Origin of the sequence: Peptoniphilus stercorisuis, assembly GCF_017874395.1 — a bacterium.
GTDB lineage: Bacteria > Bacillota > Clostridia > Tissierellales > Peptoniphilaceae > Anaerosphaera > Anaerosphaera stercorisuis.
Window position 1 is genome coordinate 135,171 of the sequence record NZ_JAGGLJ010000002.1, and the last position, 20,532, is coordinate 155,702.

Below are 20,532 nucleotides of genomic sequence, written 5' to 3' on the forward strand. Positions count from 1 at the left end.
TTTTTTTATATTTTTTAAGGAGGATTCTATGAAAAAGAAGTTTTCCTTATTATTATTTTTTATAATTTTATTTATTCCAGTATTATCTTTTTCTAAAAGTGATGATGTATATATTGTCAAAATAGAAGGAGATATAAATGGAGCAACTACATCTCATGTGGAAAGTAGTATTAAAAATGCACAAGAAAAAAATGTAGATACGATTATATTTGAGATTGATACCTATGGTGGTCAAGTAGTAGCAGCAGAAAAAATTAAAAATTTAATAATAGATTCTAATTTAAATACAATTGCCTATGTAAATAATAAAGCAGAATCAGCTGGTGTTTTAATTACAATAGCTTGTGAAAAAATTTATATGTCAAATACTGCCACTATAGGTTCTGCAGAAACGATTCCAAAAACAGAAAAAAATATTTCTTTTTGGAGATCTATTTTAAGAGATACTGCTCAGTATAGAAATAGAAATTCTGAGATTATTGAAGCTATGGCAGATTCAGATATTGAAATACCAAATCTAAGCAAAAAGGGTAAACTTGTAAATTTAACATCTAAAGAAAGTTTAGATTATGGAATATCAGATGGAACTGTAGAAAACTATAATGATATTTTAAAAAGTGAAAAATTAGAAAATAAAAATATTGTAAATATTAATATGTCTTTTGGAAACAAACTTATAAGATTTGCATCAAATCCAATAGTTTCAACACTTCTTATAACTATTGCAATGGTTAGTTTTGTAATAGAAATATTCACTCCAAGTTTTGGATTATTTGGAAGTTTGTCAGTACTTTCTTTTGGATTATTCTTTATAGGAAATATCGTTTCTGGAAATTCAACAATATATTCTTTTTTAATATTTTTACTTGGATTATTATTATTATTTATTGAACTTATAGTTCCTGGATTTGGACTTCCAGGTATTAGTGGAATAATACTTTTAGTGCTTGGTATTATAATGAGTATGAAGTCTATTGAAATAGCAGTTACAAGTGTTGCAATAGCCCTTGTTATTACAATAATTGTAGTAATTATATTTATAAAAAAAGGAGCAAAATCTAAATTTATTAATAGAATTACTTTAAATGAAAAGACAAGCTCTGAAAATGGGTATTTAAGTGTTGATGATGCAAATTGTAATATAGGAGATATAGGTATTACAAATACACCTTTAAAACCTACGGGATTTGCATTTATTAATAATAAAAAAATAGAAGTAATATCAGAAAGCGGATACATTGAATCAGAAACAGAGATAGTAGTAAGTAATGTTTATGGTTCAAAAGTTTTTGTAAAAAGGAAGTGAATAGATGATAGGTTTTTTTAGTGGTTTTTTAGTTGTAGTAATTATAGTTTTATTAATTTTATTCTTCACATTTGTACCAATAGGACTTTGGATTACTGCATTTTTCTCAGGAGTAAAAATTAAAATTTCTACATTAATAGGAATGAGACTTAGACGTGTAAGACCTGGTAGAATTGTAAACCCAATGATTAAGGCAACTAAGGCTGGAGTAGATATTCAAATAGAAAATCTAGAAGCTCATTATCTTGCAGGTGGAAATGTAAATACATTAGTAGATGCTCTTATTGCTGCAGAAAGAGCGAATATTCCTCTTCAATTTGAAAGAGCAGCTGCAATTGATCTTGCAGGAAGGAATGTACTTGAAGCTGTTCAAGTATCTGTAAATCCTAAGGTTATAGAAACTCCAAATATATCTGCAGTAGCTCAAGATGGTATTGAAGTTATTGTAAAAGCTAAGGTTACAGTTCGTGCAAATATTGAAAGACTTGTAGGTGGAGCTGGAGAAGAAACTATTATAGCAAGAGTTGGAGAAGGTATTGTAACTACAGTAGGTTCTTCAAAAACTTATAAAGGTGTTTTAGAAAATCCAGATTCTATTTCAAAAGTAGTACTTGATAAAGGACTTGATTCAGGAACAGCCTTTGAAATTTTATCAATAGATATTGCAGATGTAGATGTTGCAAGAAATATTGGTGCAAGACTTCAAACAGATCAAGCTGAAGCTGATAAGAGAATTGCAGAAGCAAAAGCATCTGAAAGAAGATCTATGGCTCTTGCTCGTGAACAAGAAATGAAGGCAGAAGTAGAGTCTATGAAGGCAAAAGTAGTAGAAGCTGAAAGTCAAGTACCATTAGCAATGGCAGAGGCTTTAAGAAGTGGTAATTTAGGCGTAATGGATTATTACAAACTTAAAAATGTAAATTCTGATACAAAAATGAGAGAGTCTATATCAAAAGTTTCTGATAATGAAAAAAACGATAAGTAGTGATCTAAATGAAAGGTGAAATTTTTAATTTATTAGTCGTTGCAGCAATTTTTGTAATATCTTCTTTAAATAGCAAAATGAAAAAGAAAAATAAAGAAATAAATAAAGAAACAAATGAAATGAATCCTAAACTAAAAGAAGATAAAACTAAGAAAGTTAATAAAAATAAAAATGCAAAAAATATATTAGAAAGCTTTTTAAATGAATTAGATGATGAAGAAAAGCCTAAGAAGAAAAGTGTTTTTTTAGAAGAGTTATATAAATCTTTTTCATCAGATGAAGGAAAAAGAGAAGTTATAGAACAAAATATATTAAAAAGCGAAGAAATTAAAAAGACACTATCTGAAAAGGAATATGAAGTTAAAAAGACTGCTGAGATAATAAAAGATAAAAAAGAAAAAGGTATTTTAACAGCAGATGAATTAAAAGAAGAGATTTTAAGGGAAAGAGAAAATTATAGAAAAAACTCTTTTGAGAATGATCTTAAAATAAATGAAGATAAAAAAATAGATTTTGATTTTAAAGATGAACTTGATTCTAAATCTTTAGCAAAAGCTATTATATTAAGTGAGATAATAGATAAACCTATATCTTTAAGAGATGAGTAAAAGACAGTTTTAACTGTCTTTTTCTTTTGTCAAAAGTAGAAAAAATAGCTCTATTATGATATTATTAAAGAATTATAGGAGGTAATTTGTTTGAGCGAAATTTTAATAAATCTTGCACCACTTAATGCAGATAGACAGTCACAATTATTTGGAAAATTAGATGAAAATATTAAACTAATTGAAAATAGTTTTAATGTTAATATAAAGTTAGAAGAAAGTCATTTGAAAATAACAGGTGATGAAGACCAATTAGAAAGAGTAAGTGTTTTATTTAATAATTTATTTGAAGTCTTAAAAAAACAAAGAGAATTAGATAAAAAAGATTTAAGTTATTCTATTGATTTAATAAAAGCGGGAAATACAGCTTCAATACTTGAACTTTTAAATGAAACCGTAGTTCATACATCTATGGGAAAACCTATAAAGGCTAAAACTCTAGGACAAAAAAGATATTTAGACTCTATAAAACAAAATGATGTAGTTTTTGGAATAGGACCAGCAGGAACAGGAAAGACATATCTTGCAATGGCAGCAGCTGTTCGTGCCTTTAAAAATAAAGAAGTAAATAGAATTATCTTAACAAGACCTGCAGTAGAAGCAGGAGAAAATTTAGGATTTTTACCAGGAGATTTACAAATGAAAGTAGATCCCTATTTAAGACCTTTATATGATGCTTTATTTGAAATACTAGGTCATGACAATTACAATAAATATGTGGAAAAAGGGCTTATTGAAGTTGCACCTCTTGCATATATGAGAGGAAGAACACTTGATAATGCTTTTGTAATATTAGATGAAGCACAAAATACAACAAGTGAGCAAATGAAGATGTTTCTAACAAGACTTGGTTATGGATCTAAGGCAATAATTACAGGTGATATAACTCAAACAGATCTTCCACGAGGCAAACAATCTGGACTAAAAACTGTCCTTCATATACTAAGACATGTAAGAGGAATTGGTATAGTTTATCTTGGAAATAATGATATTGTAAGGCATCCATTAGTACAAAGAATAATAAGTGCTTATGATAAATATGATGAAGAGAAAAAAGCTATAAAAGAAAAAAAGAAAGAGAATGAATAATGAATTTACTATTTGATGATAGACAAAGTGATATAGAAATTACAAATGATATTATAGAAATTGTAAAAAAATCAATTTCAGAAGTATTAAAAGAAGAAAACTTAGATGACAATGTTCAGGTGAGTATATCCTTTGTAGGAGATGAAGAAATACAAGAGCTAAATAGAGATTTTAGAGGTGTAGATAGCTCAACAGATGTACTTTCTTTTCCAATGGATGATGAATTTAAAATTGAAGAGACAATACTTGGAGATGTAATAATAAATACAAAAAGAGTAGTTGAACAAGCAAAGGAATTTGGACATTCAAATACAAGAGAACTTTCTTATTTAACAGTACACTCAATACTTCATTTACTTGGATATGACCATATGGAAGAAGAAGACAAAACAGTAATGAGAGCAAAAGAAAAGAGTATAATGAAAAGCCTAGAAATATATAGGTGATTATATGAAAAGTGGTAATTTTATTGCATCTTTTAACTATGCAGTTCAGGGAATAATATCTGTATTAAAAACTGAAAGAAATATGAAATTTCATTATCTTGCAGCGCTTTTAATAATAATATTTAGTTTGTTTTTAGATCTTACTAGAATAGAGTTTATGCTTATGATTTTTGCAGTTACATTTGTAGTTACTGCTGAAATGATAAATACTGCAATAGAAAGAACAATAGACCTTGTAGTACAAGATTATAATCCAATAGCTAAATATGTAAAAGATGTATCAGCAGGAGCAGTTTTAATATCTGCTATAAATGCAATTATTGTAGGTTATTTAATTTTTTATGATAAGCTAAAAATAATTGGAGATTTTACATTAGACAAAATAAAAAACTCAGATGATCACTTAACTTTTGTTGCAATAATAGTTGTATTAATCCTTACAGTAGGTGGAAAATATATTTGGGCCAAAAGAAATGGTGGAACATATTTTCAAGGAGGAGCAATATCAGGGCATTCATCTCTTGCTTTTTGTTCAGCAACTATAATTTCTTTAGTAAGTGAAAATATTTTAATAGCTTTACTTAGTTTTTTAATAGCACTTCTTGTTGCAGAAAGCAGAGTAGAGGGTAAAATTCATAAAATAAGCGAAGTAATATCAGGAGCAATACTTGGAATTTGTGTTGCGATTTTTATATTTAAAATAATAGGATAGGTAATATATGGAAAATAAAGAATTAATAAAACTTGCACTAGAAGCTAAAGTAAACTCTTCCTACACTCCATACTCTAAATTTAGAGTAGGAGCAGCAGTTGAAATGGAAGATGGAGAAGTATATACAGGAGGAAATATTGAAGTTGCTTCATATTCTCCTACAAATTGTGCAGAGAGAACTGCAATATTTAAAGCAGTATCAGATGGAAAAAGAAAAATTGAAAAAATTGCTATAACAGGAGATGCAAAAGACACATATCCTTGTGGAGTTTGCAGACAGGTGATTCGTGAATTTGGAATAAATCCAAAAATTATAATTGCAAATTCAGAAGAAGATTATAAAGAATACACTTTAGAAGAATTACTTCCACATAGCTTTGGACCAGAAGATTTACAAAGAGGTAATGAAAATGTTTAAATCAGGATTTGTAACGATAATAGGAAGACCAAATGTAGGTAAAAGTACACTATTAAATGGAGTTATAGGCGAGAAAATTTCAGCAATATCAAATAAGCCACAAACTACAAGAAATAAAATCACTTTTATATATACAGATGAAAACTCTCAAATAATATTTTTAGATACACCAGGAATTCAAAAACCTAAAAATAAACTTGGAGATTATATGTTAAAAACATCTGAATCAACACTATCAGAAGTAGATGTTATAACTTATATTGTAGATTGTTCTAAAAAAATTGGAAGACTTGATAGTTATATAATAGAAGAACTAAAATCTAAAAATACAAATACTCCAATAATACTACTAATAAATAAAATAGATGAAATAGCAAAAGAAGAACTATTTGAACTTATTAATATGTATTCAAACTTAAATATATTTAAAGAGATAATTCCAATATCAGCACTTAAAAAAGATGGAGTAGATTTATATATTGAAACATTAAAATCATATTTAAAAGAAGGACCACAATATTATCCAGAAGATATGATTACAGATCAACCAGAAAAATTTATAGTAGCTGAAATAATAAGAGAAAAAGCACTTAGATTTTTAGATGAAGAAGTACCTCATGGAGTAGCAGTATCTATTGAAAAAATGAGAGATAGAAGTGATAAAGATATAATGGATATAGAAGCTAATATCTATATTGAAAAAGAATCTCATAAGGGAATTATAATAGGTAAAAACGGAAGAATGCTTAAGAAAATTGGAACAGAAGCAAGACGTGAAATAGAAAACCTATTAGATACTAAAGTTAACTTAAAAATGTGGGTTAAAGTTGAGAAAAACTGGAGAGAAAAAGAAAATCAAATGAGAAGATTTGGTTATGACTCTAAATATACAAAATAAAAAATTTGAAGTTTATAATTTTTAGAAATAAGACTATAACCTTATGAAATGTGTTAAAATATTTTATAAGGTTATTTTATTTAATGAAAATAGGTGAGTTATGTCTCAAATAGAGGGAATAGTTTTAAATGAATTACAATATAAGGAATCTAGTAAAATTCTAAATATTTATACTAAGGAACTTGGGAAAATAAATGTAATGGCAAGAGGTGCTTATAGATCTAAGTCTAAGTTAATTGCATCGACACAAGTTTTTTCTTATTGTAATTATGAGTTTAGAAATGGTAGAACTTTTTATTATCTTTTAGATGGAAGAGTTATTAAATCTTTTTATAATATTCGTGAAAAAATAGAAAGAACTATGATAGGATTTTATATTCTTGAAGTTTTTAATAAGTCTATTCCAGAAGAGGAACCTAATGAAACTTTATTTTTATTTTTAGTTAAGGCTCTAGATACTCTTTCAAATTTAGATGAAAATTATTTGGAATTTTTAATTGCTTTTGAGCTTAAATTTATTTCATTTATAGGGTATAGGCCAAATATTGAAGAATGTGTAAGCTGTGGTAATAAGAATATAAAAGACTTAAGATTTAGTGTAGAATCTGGTGGGATACTTTGTGGTGATTGTTTAGGCAAAGATCCTTATTCAGTAAAAATAAATAAAATCATGCAAAATATATTAATAAAACTTATGTATATTCCCTTTGACAATATTAAAGATATTTCTTTTAATAGGGAAGATTTAATGAAGATACAAGTTATTCTAGAGAGGTATATTTTATATTTCGTAGAAAGAAATGAATTTAATTCATTAAATATGTTAAAGTCAATGTTTTGATGACTTTTTATCTTAAAAGATATTGACATTAATTGGATTTTTTGCTAAATTAAACAGTAACGAGAAAATTTCTATACGATGATAAAGACAAGTAACAATTAGTAATATTATAGAGAGTCAGTGTTGGTGGAAACTGATATAGAACTATTTGGGAAAGGACCTTTTGAGTATATTTAACACAAAGTGAACGCTTATTTAAGTGTTAATTAGGGTGGAACCGCGGAGATAATACCTTCGTCCCTATATGCCCGAGGAGCTATATAGGAACGAGGGTTTTTTGTATTCATTTTTATAATTTAAGGGGGAAACAAATGTATTTCCAAGATTTAATACAAAAGTTACAAACTTATTGGAAAGAAAAAGGCTGTATTATAATGCAACCATATGATGTAGAAAAAGGTGCAGGAACTATGAATCCTTCAACTTTTTTAAAGGCTTTAGGACCAGAAAGTTGGAGAACAATTTATGTTGAGCCATCAAGAAGACCTGCAGATGGAAGATATGGTGAAAATCCAAACAGATTATACCAACATCATCAAATGCAAGTTATTTTAAAACCAGCACCAGAAAATGTGCAAGAATTATATCTTGAGAGTTTAAAGGCTATTGGAATTGATACTTTAAAACATGATATAAGATTTGTAGAAGATAACTGGGAATCTCCAACTCTAGGAGCTTGGGGTCTTGGATGGGAAGTTTGGCTTGATGGAATGGAAGTTACACAATTTACTTATTTCCAACAAGTTGGTGGAGTAAACTGTGATCTTGAATCAGCTGAGCTTACTTATGGACTTGAAAGAATTGCAATGTATCTTCAAGATGTAAATTCTGTTTATGATATTAAATGGAATGATAAATTAACTTATGGAGATATATTTAAAAAAGCAGAATATGAACAATCAAAATACAGTTTTGAAATTGCAGATATTGATATGCTAAAGGGTTTATTTACAACTTTTGAAGGAGAATCTCAAAGGGTAATTGAACAAGGTTTAGTTCTTCCTGCTTATGATTATGTTTTAAAATGTTCACATGTATTTAATGTTTTAGATGCAAGAGGAGCTATTTCAGTTTCTGAAAGAACAAGTTATATAGGTAGAGTTAGAAATTTAGCAAGAGCAGTAGCCCTTAGTTATTTAGCTGAAAGAGAAGAAATGGGGTATCCTTTAATAGACAAGGTAGGTGCTGAAAATGAATAAATATTTACTTGAAATTGGAGTTGAGGAATTACCTGCAAGATTTGTAGAACTTGCTCTTTCTCAATTAAAAGATAAAACAGCAAAAATGTTAAAGGAAAATGAAGTTGAGTTTGAAAGTGTTGATGTTTATGCAACTCCTAGAAGACTTAGTGCAGTTGTAAATGGAATATCTTTATTTCAAAATGATCTAGATATTGTAAATAAAGGACCTTCAAAGAAAATTTCTTTTGATGCAGACAATAATCCTACAAAACCACTTCTTGGATTTATGAAATCTCAAAATATTAGTTTAGATGATATTGAAATCAAAGAATTTAAAGGTGAAGAATATGTATTTGCAAGCATTCATAAAAAAGGTGAAAATGTAGAAAATATAATTAAAGAAAATGCAGCAAATTTAATTAAATCTATAAATTTCCCTAAAAATATGAAATGGGGCGGAAAAAATATAAAATTCGCAAGACCTATTAGATGGGTTTTATCTCTTTTAAATGATAAGACTATTGAATTTGATTTTGAAAATATTCCTGTTGGAAATGTTACAAGAGGACATAGATTCTTAGGAAGTTCAAATATTGTAGTTGATCATGTTGATAATTATGAAAAACTTCTAAGAGATAATTATGTTATTTTAAATCAAGAAGAAAGAGAAGAAATTATAAAATATGGCTCTAAAAAACTAGCTAAATCTCTTGGTGGAGAAATCTATGAAGATGATGAGTTACTTGAAGAGCTAACTTATATTGTAGAGTATCCAACACCAATTGTTGGTAAAATAAAAGATGAATACTTAGAGCTTCCAAAGGAAGTTATTACAACTCCTATGAGAGATCATTTAAGATATATTCCAGTATATGATTCTAAGGGTGCACTTTTACCATATTTTATTACTATTAGAAATGGTAATGAAGAATATAAAGATATTGTTGTAGCAGGAAATGAAAAAGTTCTTGGTGCAAGACTTGAAGATGCTAAATTCTTCTATCATGATGATGTGTCTAAACCTCTTGAGGATTATGTTGATGAACTTCATGGAGTAATGTTCCAAGATAAACTTGGTACTATGTATGATAAATCTCAAAGAGTTAAGAGCTTATCTACAAAAATTGGTGAGTATTTAGAAGTTGCTGATGAAACTATTGAATCTTTAGAAAGAGCAGCATTTCTTGCAAAGGCTGATTTAAATACAAAAACTGTTCAAGAGTTTACAGAACTTCAAGGTGTTATGGGATCTATTTATGCTGAAAAATCTAATGAATCAGAAATAGTATCTCAAGCTATATATGAACAATATCTACCAAGATATTCTCATGATAGTTTACCAAAATCTACAACAGGATCAATTCTTGCAATATCTGATAAACTAGATACAATAGTAGGACTTTTTGCAATAGGACTTATTCCAACAGGATCTCAAGATCCATTTGCATTAAGAAGATCTGCAATAGGAATTATAAAAATAATAAATAATAATAAGTGGGAAGTTTCACTTTCAGAAATTATAGATTATTCTCTATATGTATATACTGATGAAATGACTCTTGCTTTTGATTATAATAAAGTAAAATCTTCTATTATTGAATTTTTACAAGGTAGAATAAAAACTATGCTTCAAGAAGAAAATATAAGATATGATATTATTGAATCTGTATTATCAAATGATGATAATGTAACTAGTATTTTCAAGAAAGCAGAAGAAATTGATGAATTCTTTAAAGAGGATAAATCAAAACTAGTTGAGGCTTTAAATAGACTTCATAATATTGCTAAAAAATATGAAGATCAAGAATTTAATGAAGATTTATTAACTGAAGATGCTGAAAAAACACTTTTTGGAAAAACTAAAGAGATTTTCCCGGAATATGAAAAGTCAGTTAATAGAAAGAATTTTGCTGAAGCAATGAATTTATTAGAGGAATTAACTCTTCCAATAAATAATTATTTTGATAATATTATGGTTTTTGTAGACGATGAAGATATTAAAAATAATAGACTTGCTATGTTAAATATAATAGATAAAGAAATAAAAAAAGTTTTAAATATCGAGAAAATAGTTACTGATTAAAAGATGGTGATAAATTGGATTTTAATAAAAGGCAACTTGAAATAATTGATATAGTTAAGGAAGATGGACCGATTACAGGTGATGAGATTGCAGGTAGATTAAATCTATCAAGGGCGACTATTCGTCCAGATTTAGCTATTTTGACAATGGTAAATGTACTTGGAGCAAGACCTAAGGTTGGATATTTTTATACGGGAAAGTCTGAGCTTTCAGTTTTTTCACAAAAGGTAAAAAGTATAAAGGTAAAAGACACTATGAGTCTTCCAGTTGTTATGGATGAAAATAGTTCAATATACGATGTAATTGTGGGACTTTTTCTAGAAAATATGAGTTCTGTATTTATAACTAACGAAGGTTATTTAGCAGGAGTTGTCTCTAGAAAGGATCTACTTAGAACTGCAATGGGAAAAATAGATTTAAATACGACACCAGTTGGCTTAATAATGACTAGAATGCCAAATATTATATATGTAGAGCAAGAGGACAGTGTTCTTGATGCTGCTATAAAGATAGAAGAAAGAGGAGTAGATTCTCTTCCTGTTGTTAAAATTCAAAAAAATGACCCAACAAAATTAAAAGTTGTAGGAAGATTTACAAAAACAAATGTAAATAGAATTTTTGTAGAACTTGCAAGAGAAAATATGTAGTGGAGGTTAGTTATGGATAGTAGCACAATGATAATTTATGTTATTTCTGATTCGATTGGAGAAACTGGAGAGCTTATTGCCAAAAGTAGTGTAAAACAATTTGAATCTTATAATTATGAAATTAAGAGATATCCCTACCACAATAGTATAGAGCAAATTGAGCCTATTTTAGAAGAGGCATCAAAGAATAAAAAAAGTTTAATTGTATATACTAATGTAGTTCAAAAAACTAGAGACTTCATAGAGGAAAAGGCAAAGGCACTAAATCTTCATACTGTTGATGTAATGGGAGGACCAATGGATCAACTTGAAGATATATTAGGATATCCTCCACTAAGAGAACCAGGTTTAATTAGAAGACTTGATGATAATTACTTTAAAAAGGTTGAGGCAATTGAATTTGCTGTAAAATATGATGATGGTAAGGATCCAAGAGGTGCTAAAAAAGCTGATATTTGCTTAGTTGGTATTTCTAGAACTTCTAAGACACCACTGTCAATGTATCTTGCAAATAAATTATATAAAGTTGCAAATATTCCATTAGTGCCAGAAGTTCCAGTGCCTAGTGAAGTTTATGAAAAAGATGTAAAAAGAGTTATAGGTCTTACTTGTAATCCAGAAAAGTTAATTAGTATTCGTGAAGAAAGACTTAAGTCATTAGGACTATCAGGTTCTGCAAAATATGCAAATATTGAAAGAATTAAAGAAGAACTTAGATACTCTCAACAAATAATGGATGAACTAGGATGTATTGTAATAGATGTTTCAACAAAGGCAATTGAAGAAACTGCTGAAATTATAATAGATTATATGGAGAATATGGAAAAGAATTTCTAAGAAGAGGTGATACTTTGAATCTTAGAGAAAAAAGAGAAGAACTTGAACATAAAATTTTTTATGAAACTGCAACTTTTGCAGATAGTAGCTTGGGAAGAATAGGTATTGAAAGTAAGTGTAAAACTAGAACTGATTTTCAAAGAGATAGAGATAGAATACTTCATTCTAAATCTTTTAGAAGGCTTAAGCACAAAACACAAGTTTTTATATCACCAGAGAAAGACCACTTTAGAACAAGGCTTACACATACTCTTGAAGTCTCACAAATTGCAAGGACAATTGCAAGAGCTTTAGAGTTAAATGAAGATTTAGTTGAAGCTATGGCACTTGGTCATGACTTAGGTCATACGCCTTTTGGACATAGTGGAGAAGCAGTCTTAAATAAATTAAATCCTAAGGGATTTAAACATTATGAGCAGTCAATTAGAGTAGTTGATTTTTTAGAAAGTACAGAAAAAAGACAGGGTTTAAATTTAACCTATGAAGTAAGAGATGGTATATTAAATCACTCAGGAGATAATGAAGCCTTTACCTTAGAAGGAAAAATTATAAAATTTGCAGATAGAATTGCATATATTAATCATGATATAGATGATGCAATAAGGGCTGGAATTATAAAAAATGAAGATTTGCCAAGGGATTTAATAGATATATTAGGAGATAGTCATTCAAAGAGAATTGATACTATGATAAATTCAATAATAGATGAAAGTTATCATAAGGATCATATAAAAATGCAAGATGATATTCAAAGATCAACTCTTGAGCTTCGTGCATTTATGTTTCAAAATGTTTATAGAAATAAAATTGTAAAATCAGAAAATGATAAGATTGAAATTTTATTAAATTCACTTTTTGAATACTATTATAAAAATATAGATAAAATACCAAAGGAACAACTTAAAATATATGAAAAACTTGATCATATAAAAGAGGACATAGTATGTGATTATATTGCAGGAATGACAGATATCTATGCCGTTGAAAAATGGAAAGAACTCTACATTCCAAAGGGATGGAAATAAAGGTAGGGCGATATTTTATGTCATATGTCATAAATGATGAAGTATTAAATGAAATAAGAGATAAAGCAGAAATCGTAGACTTAATATCTGAATATGTTGATCTTAAAAAAAGTGGGAGTAATTATATGGGACTATGTCCCTTTCATTCAGAAAAAACTCCTTCTTTTTCTGTGTCTCAAAGTAAGGGGATTTTTCATTGCTTTGGATGTGGCGTAGGTGGAGATCAAATTACTTTTATAATGAAAAGAGAAAATTTAGGTTTTAGAGAATCTATAGAATTTCTTGCAGATAAATATAATATAGTTTTACAAGAAAATACAAATGTAAATAAAGAAATTACAGATAAAAAAAATAGAGCATATAGTGCAAATAAAGAGGCAGCTAAATTTTATTTTAATAATTTGAGAAAATCTAAAAATGCCTATAATTATTTATTAAGAAGAAATATAGATCATAAGACAATAACTAGATTTGCAATAGGATATGCTCCTGATTCTTGGGATAGTTTATATAAATATTTAAAAGGTTTAGGTTATAAAGATGAAGAACTTGAAGAGTTTAATTTAATTACAAAGACAAAAAATGGCAATTATATAGATAGATTTAGAAATAGAATTATTTTTCCTATTATTAATTATAAATCTAAGGTAATAGGTTTTGGAGGAAGGGTATTAGATGATTCACTTCCAAAATATTTAAATACTAGAGATACTATTGTATTTAATAAGGGTAAGAACTTATATAATTTAAATTTGGTGTCAAAGGAATCTAATCGGAAAAAAATAATTCTTGTTGAGGGATATATGGATGTTATATCTCTATATAAGAGTGGTATAAATTATAGTGTAGCAAGTCTGGGGACAGCTTTGACAGAGGATCAGGCAGAACTTATTAAAAGATATGGTGAAGAGGTTTATATTTGTTATGACGGAGACTCAGCAGGTATAAGAGCAACAAAAAGAGCTATTGATGTGTTAATAAGTAAAAATATTAGTCCGAAAATTGTGAATTTAAAAGAAGGATTAGATCCAGATGATTATATTGAAAAATATGGAAAGTTTAATTTTGAAGTTGAATTAAAAGAAGGTCTTAATTATTTAGATTATAAAATTGTTAAGATTAAAGAAAATTATAACTTAGAAACTTCAGAGGGATTAAGTAAATTTACAAGTGAAGCTGCAAAGGTACTTGCAGGTGTTAAAAATCCAATTGAACAAGATGTTTATATTGATAAAGTAGCTAGAAAATATAATGTTTCTAAAGATGCTATTACAAGTTATATATCAATTCTTAATAAGAACAACAAATTTAAATTTAAAAACATATCACAAGAAAAAGATAAAGAAATAATAACTAAAATAGATAAAAACTTTATTGAAGCAAGACAAAAAGCAGAGCTTCAAATAATAAAGTATGCTCTTTATAGTGAACAAAATTATGAAGCTATTTATGAGTATATAAAACCACATGAATTTAAGAGCATTAATTGCAGGATTATATTTGAAGAATTAACAGAAATATATAATGCTCATGAAGATGCTAAAAATATATTAGATAATTTGAAAGAGAAGAAATTAATAGATGATTTATTCATTAAGGAATTAAAATATGCAGATATTGATATTTATAACTCAGAAGCAGTTATAAAAGAGCTTATAAGCACTATTATTAAGGATGAATTGGAAGAAAATAGAAATAAAATTTTAATAGAGATTAAATCTCTTGATAAAGATAATTTAAGCCAAGAAGAAATCCTAAGATTAAAAGAGCTTATAGAAAAGCTTAATGAACTAAATACCAAATTAAAAATTTCTCAATAGGGGGGCTTTAAATATGACAAATGCGAATCTAAAATTTGATGAAACAAATCCTCAATCGAAAGAACGCATTATAAATAGCTTAATGAGAAGTGGAAAGAAAAAAGGAAACTTAACTTATGATGAAATTATTGATGCATTAGATGAGATTCCTATGGAAACAGATGAAATTGATTCTATATATCATGATTTAGAAAAATCAGGAATAGAGCTTTTAGATGATGAAAAAATTGAAAAGAAAATATTAGAATCTAAAGACAAAGAAGAAGATGCTACTAAGGAAGACTTAAGTGTTCCAAAGGGCGTAAGTGTAGATGACCCTGTTAGAATGTATTTAAAAGAAATTGGAAAAATACCTCTATTAACAGGAGATGAAGAGGTATCTATTGCTAAGAGAATGGAAGCTGGAGATGAGTTTGCAAAACAAGAACTTGCAGAGGCGAATTTAAGACTTGTAGTTTCAATAGCAAAAAGATATGTAGGACGTGGAATGAGTTTTCTTGATTTAATTCAAGAGGGAAATCTAGGACTTATGAAAGCTGTTGAAAAATTTGACTATACAAAGGGATTTAAGTTTTCAACTTATGCTACATGGTGGATAAGACAAGCTATAACAAGAGCAATAGCTGACCAAGCTAGAACTATTAGAATTCCTGTTCATATGGTTGAGACAATTAATAAACTTGTAAGAGTTCAAAGACAATTAGTTCAAGATTTAGGACGTGATCCTCTTCCAGAAGAAATTGCAAAAGAAATGAATTTAGATGTAGATAAAGTAAGAGAAATCCAAAAGATAGCTCAAGAGCCAGTTTCACTAGAAACTCCAATTGGTGAAGAGGAAGATTCACATTTAGGTGATTTTATACCAGATGATGAAATACTATCTCCATCAGATGCTGCTACATTTACAATGTTAAAAGAACAACTTGATGATGTTTTAGAATCTCTTACAGATAGAGAGAAAAAGGTCCTAACTCTTAGATTTGGTCTAAATGATGGAAGAGCTAGAACTCTTGAGGAAGTTGGAAAAGAATTTGATGTAACTCGTGAGAGAATTAGACAAATTGAAGCTAAGGCTTTAAGAAAACTTCGTCATCCAAGTAGATCAAAGAAACTTAAGGACTTTTTGGAGTAAAACTAGATGCAAATTTCAAATAGACTAAAAAAAATTATAAGCTTTATAGAAAAAGAAGATAAAATTGCAGATATTGGCACAGATCATGGATTTGTGCCAAATTTTATCGTAAATGAGAATATATCAAACTATGTAATATCTTCTGATATAAGCGAAAATTCTCTTAAAAAAAGTATAGAATTAACTAAAGAGTATAATAATGAAGATAAAATAAAAAATAGAGTTGGATCAGGTCTTAAAGTATTAGAAGTTTCAGAAGTGGATATTGCAATAATTGCAGGAATGGGAGGGCTTTTAATATCAGATATTATCAAAGACTCCTTTGATGTTGCAATTAATCTAAAAAAACTAATACTTCAACCTATGCAAGCTAAAAAAGATCTAAGAATATTTTTATATGAGCAGGGATTTGAAATAATAGATGAAGCTATAATCTATGAAGATAAAAAATATTTTGAGATAATAGTTACAAGATATACTGGAAATATTAAAAAGATAAGTGATGAAATATTTTATGATATACCAGAAATTCCCTATAAGAGAAAAGATGATATTATGAGATCTTATTTAGAAAATAGAATTGAATATAATACTTTATTAATAGAAAACTTAAAAAGAAGTAGTGATTTAAATAAAGTATGTGAGAAATTAAAAGAATTAGAAATATTTGTTAGTAAATGTAAGGAGCTATTAAATGAATTATAAAGTATCTGAAATAGTTGATTTTATGAATGATTGGGCAAAGCCATCTTATCAAGAATCTTGGGACAATTCAGGTTCTCAAATACTTTTAAATGAAAAGACAGATTCTGTTGTTATTTCTCTAGATTTAACAGATGAGATTATAAATAGAGCAATAGAAGAAAATTCAAAACTTATAATAACTCATCATCCAATGTTTTTTTCTGGAATAAAATCAATTGATGAAAATTCATATATGGGAAAAAATATTATAAAGGCAATTAAAAATAATATTTCTATATATTCAGCTCATACAAGCCTTGATATAGCAGAAGATGGTGTTAATGACTGTCTATGTAAGCTACTTGGATTAAAAGATGTTAGAGGCCTTTTAAAGACTGAGGAAGGCTACTACATGGGTAAAGTAGGTCAGCTTGAAGAAATGCAATATATATCTTTAAGAGAATTAAGTGAGTTTTTAATAGATTCATTAAAATATGATGGAATAAAAGTTTATGGTAAAAATAGAGAATATATAAAAAGAATTGCAATTTGTGGTGGAAGTGGAGCTTCTTTAATTGATGATGCAATAGAAAATAATGCAGATGTATATATTACAGGAGATATAAAGCATCATGACGCACAATATGCCTATGAAAATGAACTTTCTATTATAGATATTTCTCATTATCATGGAGAGAAATTAATAATTGATCAAATAGCAAAAAAATTAAAAGAAAATTTTGAAATATCTACAATACCTGTAGATATCAATGCTTTTGAACTTTCTATTGAAAATTTATGAAAAAAGTAGTAAAATAGTTAAAGACAAGTAAGTTGGTCAATCGCAGCTGTTATTTATAACAGATGAGGAAAGTCTGCGCTCCATAGAGCAGGATGCTGGTAAAAGACCAGTGGGGGCGACCCTAAGGCTAGTGCAACAGAAAATTACCGCCTGAAAAGGTAAGGGTGAAAAGGTGAGGTAAGAGCTCACCAGATTATTAGTGATAATAATGCTGTGTAAACCCCATTCGGAGCAAGACCAAGATAGGAATTAACAGATGTAGCTCGCATCTGCCGGTAGGTAGGTCGCTTGATTTTATTGGCAACAATAAAACTAGATAGATGGTTGACTAAACAGAACGCAGCTTATAGATTTACTTGTCATACATAGTATTTAAAAGTAAAAGATTACAAATTGGTTAAAAAATTTTAAACTTTTTGTAATCTTTTGTTGATTTTTTGTAACCTCTTTGTTATAATTTAAGAGTATTAGATTAGAAATTAATTAAAAAGAACTTAAATAAAGTATAAGGAGTGTTACAATTTGTTTAAACTAACTAAAAAGGTCCCAGTAGGAGTGGCCGCATTATGTATCGTGTCACTTTTCGGATTAAAGGACACTGGAGTATTTGTTAATGAACATGTACAAACGACTTATAGTGGAAATCAAATAGAATTTGCCGCTGGTGAAAAAGTTGAAATAATTGAAAAATCAGACAATGGTTACATAGTTTCAAAAGGGAAAGCTAAAGTAACTGTGCCAACTGAAAAAGTTGAAATAGTAAATGGAAAAGACATTTTTAAAGTTACAAAAAATACATCTATAAAAAAAGATGGAGAAGTTGTTAGAAACTTATTTATAGGTGAAGAGCTTACTCTTGAAGAAGAAAAAGGCGAAACAATAGTAGCAAAATGTAGTGATGGAACAATTGGTGAAGTTTCAAAGGATTCACTTGATTTAGTATTCACTGCTAAAAAACAACCTGAAGCTGTAAATGTTTCAAATGTAAAAAAAGCAGAAACTACTAATGTAGTAAATGCAGAACTTCTTAAAAAAGAAGAAGAAGAAATTAAAAAAGCTGCTATTACAAAAATAGACAAAGCTACTCAAGTTAAAACTGCTCATGCAGTAAATAGCTCAGCAGCAAATGTTGCAATAGATTCAGCTATGAATAAGCTTGGATCAAGATATATCTATGGAGCTACAGGAAATGGCGGATATGACTGCTCAGGACTTGTATATTCAGTATATAGAAATGAACTTGGTGTAAATGTACCTAGATCTTCTAGAGAACAATCTAGATATGGTCAACAAGTTTCTAAATCAGACCTTCAAAAGGGAGATTTAATATTCTTTAATACTGCAGGACGTGGAGTATCACATGTTGGTATTTATATGGGAGATGGAGATTTTGTTCATGCATCAAGTGGACAAAGAAAAGTAATGGTTTCTAATCTAGGTGAAAACTATTATAGTTCAAGATATGTAAATGCAACAAGAGTATTATAATTAAAGAAATTTAAATGCACTTTTAAGTAAGTGCATTTTTTTTATTTATAAGTATAGATTTTTTAAATACTTATTTATAAAAAATAGTATATTTATCTATAATGGCTATATATGAGGATTTGAAATATATATTAAATATTTTACTTTGAAATCATTATCACAATGTACTACAATAAAGATAAGATATAGTTTTAATTAAGTTGATTGAAATTAGGAGTGATATAATGGAAAACGTATACGAAAGAGCTTTAAAGGCTCATGAAGAATGGAAAGGTAAAGTTGGAATAAAAGCTAAAGCTGAAATTAAAAATTTAGATGACTTATCACTTGCATATTCACCAGGAGTAGCTGAACCTTGTAGAAAGATTCATGAAAATGTAGACGATGCCTATAAGTACACTTGGAAGGGAAAGACTGTTGCAGTAGTATCAGATGGAACTGCAGTTTTAGGACTTGGAGATATAGGCCCAGAAGCAGCACTACCTGTAATGGAGGGGAAATCAGCTCTATTTAAAAATTTTGGTGATGTAGATGCTGTTCCAATTGTATTAGATACAAAGGATCCTGATGAAATTATTGCAGTGGTAAAAGCACTTGCACCAACTTTTGGTGGAATAAATTTAGAAGATATATCAGCTCCAAGATGTGTTGAAATTGAAAGAAAATTAATAGAAGAATTAGATATTCCAGTATTCCATGATGACCAACATGGTACTGCAATAGTTGTTCTTGCAGGTCTTATAAATGCCTTTAAACTTTTAAAGAAAGATCCTAAGGAGTGTACTGTTGTAGTTTCAGGAGCTGGAGCTGCTGGTTCTTCAATTATAAAATTAATAAAACAATATGGAATAAAAAATGTATATACTTTTGATTCAAAGGGAATTATTTGTTCAAAAAATAAAGATAGATACAATTTTGTTAAAAAAGAAATTCTTGAAATGACAAATAATGATGATGAAGATTTAACTATGGCTGAAGCTATGGCAAAAGCTGATGTTTTTCTAGGAGTATCTACTGCAGGAATAATAGATGAAGATATGGTAAAATCAATGAAAGAAAATTCTATTGTTTTTGCAATGGCAAATCCTGAACCTGAAATTGACTATGATCTTGCAAGAAAAGCAGGAGCTAAAGTAGTTGGAACTGGAAGATCTGATTATCCAAATCAAATTAATAATGTATTGGCATTTCCAGGAATATTTAAAGGTGCCCTTGCTGTAAGAGCTACAAAAATCACAGATGAAATGAAACTTGCAGCAGCTATGGGAATTGCTTCAATGATACCAGATGATGAAATCACAGATGAACATATTATTCCTTCTGCTTTTGATGAAGGTGTTGCAGATGCAGTAGCAAAAGCTGTAGCAGATAAGGCAAAGGAACAAAATTTAATTAGATAATTTTACTTTTAAAAGGGCTTGTTAAGTACAAGCTCTTTTTGTAAATAGAAAACCCCCAGTTAGACTGGGGGTTCCGTAAAGCTTTAGCGTTAATTCTCTAAAAATTAAAAAACCTCTAGTGATAAAATAATAT

20 protein-coding genes, 1 other RNA gene and 1 other annotated feature are annotated in these 20,532 nt (G+C 28.4%); all 21 genes read left to right on the forward strand.

The window, feature by feature from the left end:
- Window positions 1–28 precede the first annotated feature (28 nt).
- The 21 genes from J2Z71_RS01565 to J2Z71_RS01665 all read left to right on the forward strand — a co-directional run bounded on the left by J2Z71_RS01565 (window position 29) and on the right by J2Z71_RS01665 (window position 20,399).
- A complete protein-coding gene (locus J2Z71_RS01565) occupies window positions 29–1,306 on the forward strand; it encodes an NfeD family protein (protein WP_210060098.1) in 1,278 nt (425 codons plus the stop codon).
- Window positions 1,307–1,310: 4 nt separating this feature from the next.
- The gene (gene floA, locus J2Z71_RS01570) at window positions 1,311–2,291 is read left to right on the forward strand and encodes a flotillin-like protein FloA (protein ID WP_210060099.1); all 981 of its coding nucleotides are present in this window, start codon (window positions 1,311–1,313) and stop codon (window positions 2,289–2,291) included.
- 8 nt (window positions 2,292–2,299) lie between these two features.
- A complete protein-coding gene (locus J2Z71_RS01575) occupies window positions 2,300–2,899 on the forward strand; it encodes a hypothetical protein (protein ID WP_210060100.1) in 600 nt (199 codons plus the stop codon).
- Window positions 2,900–2,989: 90 nt separating this feature from the next.
- On the forward strand, window positions 2,990–3,985 hold the full coding sequence (locus J2Z71_RS01580) for a PhoH family protein (protein WP_210060101.1): 996 nt from the start codon (window positions 2,990–2,992) through the stop codon (window positions 3,983–3,985).
- Window positions 3,985–4,431 carry an rRNA maturation RNase YbeY gene (gene ybeY, locus J2Z71_RS01585; RefSeq protein ID WP_210060102.1) on the forward strand — a complete coding sequence of 149 codons (447 nt, stop codon included), beginning with the start codon at window positions 3,985–3,987 and terminating at the stop codon, window positions 4,429–4,431. The genes J2Z71_RS01580 and ybeY overlap by 1 nt, the downstream gene beginning before the upstream one ends.
- 4 nt (window positions 4,432–4,435) lie before the next feature.
- On the forward strand, window positions 4,436–5,143 hold the full coding sequence (locus tag J2Z71_RS01590; RefSeq protein WP_210060103.1) for a diacylglycerol kinase: 708 nt from the start codon (window positions 4,436–4,438) through the stop codon (window positions 5,141–5,143).
- 7 nt (window positions 5,144–5,150) lie between these two features.
- On the forward strand, window positions 5,151–5,561 hold the full coding sequence (locus tag J2Z71_RS01595; RefSeq protein WP_210060104.1) for a cytidine deaminase: 411 nt from the start codon (window positions 5,151–5,153) through the stop codon (window positions 5,559–5,561).
- Window positions 5,554–6,459 carry a GTPase Era gene (gene era / locus J2Z71_RS01600; protein ID WP_245311148.1) on the forward strand — a complete coding sequence of 302 codons (906 nt, stop codon included), beginning with the start codon at window positions 5,554–5,556 and terminating at the stop codon, window positions 6,457–6,459. The genes J2Z71_RS01595 and era overlap by 8 nt, the downstream gene beginning before the upstream one ends.
- Window positions 6,460–6,559: 100 nt before the next feature.
- A complete protein-coding gene (recO, locus tag J2Z71_RS01605; RefSeq protein ID WP_210060106.1) occupies window positions 6,560–7,300 on the forward strand; it encodes a DNA repair protein RecO in 741 nt (246 codons plus the stop codon).
- 69 nt (window positions 7,301–7,369) lie between these two features.
- Window positions 7,370–7,545, forward strand: a binding site (T-box leader).
- 66 nt (window positions 7,546–7,611) lie between these two features.
- Entirely contained in the window at window positions 7,612–8,499 is an 888-nt protein-coding gene (gene glyQ / locus J2Z71_RS01610) for a glycine--tRNA ligase subunit alpha (protein ID WP_210060107.1), read from the forward strand.
- A complete protein-coding gene (gene glyS, locus J2Z71_RS01615) occupies window positions 8,492–10,564 on the forward strand; it encodes a glycine--tRNA ligase subunit beta (protein WP_210060108.1) in 2,073 nt (690 codons plus the stop codon). The genes glyQ and glyS overlap by 8 nt, the downstream gene beginning before the upstream one ends.
- 14 nt (window positions 10,565–10,578) lie before the next feature.
- A complete protein-coding gene (gene ccpN / locus J2Z71_RS01620; RefSeq protein WP_210060109.1) occupies window positions 10,579–11,211 on the forward strand; it encodes a transcriptional regulator CcpN in 633 nt (210 codons plus the stop codon).
- A 12-nt stretch (window positions 11,212–11,223) separates the two neighbouring features.
- Window positions 11,224–12,048: a pyruvate, water dikinase regulatory protein gene (locus J2Z71_RS01625; RefSeq protein ID WP_210060110.1), complete on the forward strand. Its 825-nt coding sequence runs from the start codon at window positions 11,224–11,226 to the stop codon at window positions 12,046–12,048.
- 14 nt (window positions 12,049–12,062) lie between these two features.
- A complete protein-coding gene (locus J2Z71_RS01630) occupies window positions 12,063–13,073 on the forward strand; it encodes a deoxyguanosinetriphosphate triphosphohydrolase (protein WP_210060111.1) in 1,011 nt (336 codons plus the stop codon).
- A 17-nt stretch (window positions 13,074–13,090) separates the two neighbouring features.
- On the forward strand, window positions 13,091–14,893 hold the full coding sequence (gene dnaG, locus J2Z71_RS01635; protein WP_210060112.1) for a DNA primase: 1,803 nt from the start codon (window positions 13,091–13,093) through the stop codon (window positions 14,891–14,893).
- A 13-nt stretch (window positions 14,894–14,906) separates the two neighbouring features.
- Window positions 14,907–16,025 carry an RNA polymerase sigma factor RpoD gene (rpoD, locus tag J2Z71_RS01640; RefSeq protein ID WP_210060113.1) on the forward strand — a complete coding sequence of 373 codons (1,119 nt, stop codon included), beginning with the start codon at window positions 14,907–14,909 and terminating at the stop codon, window positions 16,023–16,025.
- A gap of 6 nt (window positions 16,026–16,031) precedes the next feature.
- Window positions 16,032–16,730, forward strand: a complete 699-nt coding sequence (locus tag J2Z71_RS01645) for a tRNA (adenine(22)-N(1))-methyltransferase (protein ID WP_210060114.1) — start codon at window positions 16,032–16,034, stop codon at window positions 16,728–16,730.
- Entirely contained in the window at window positions 16,720–17,511 is a 792-nt protein-coding gene (locus tag J2Z71_RS01650; protein ID WP_210060115.1) for a Nif3-like dinuclear metal center hexameric protein, read from the forward strand. The genes J2Z71_RS01645 and J2Z71_RS01650 overlap by 11 nt, the downstream gene beginning before the upstream one ends.
- A 24-nt stretch (window positions 17,512–17,535) precedes the next feature.
- An RNA gene (gene rnpB, locus J2Z71_RS01655) (RNase P RNA component class A) lies at window positions 17,536–17,874 on the forward strand.
- 210 nt (window positions 17,875–18,084) lie between these two features.
- Window positions 18,085–18,999, forward strand: a complete 915-nt coding sequence (locus J2Z71_RS01660) for a C40 family peptidase (protein WP_342590793.1) — start codon at window positions 18,085–18,087, stop codon at window positions 18,997–18,999.
- Window positions 19,000–19,223: 224 nt separating this feature from the next.
- Window positions 19,224–20,399 carry an NAD(P)-dependent malic enzyme gene (locus tag J2Z71_RS01665; protein ID WP_210060117.1) on the forward strand — a complete coding sequence of 392 codons (1,176 nt, stop codon included), beginning with the start codon at window positions 19,224–19,226 and terminating at the stop codon, window positions 20,397–20,399.
- The last annotated feature ends 133 nt before the right edge of the window (window positions 20,400–20,532 follow it).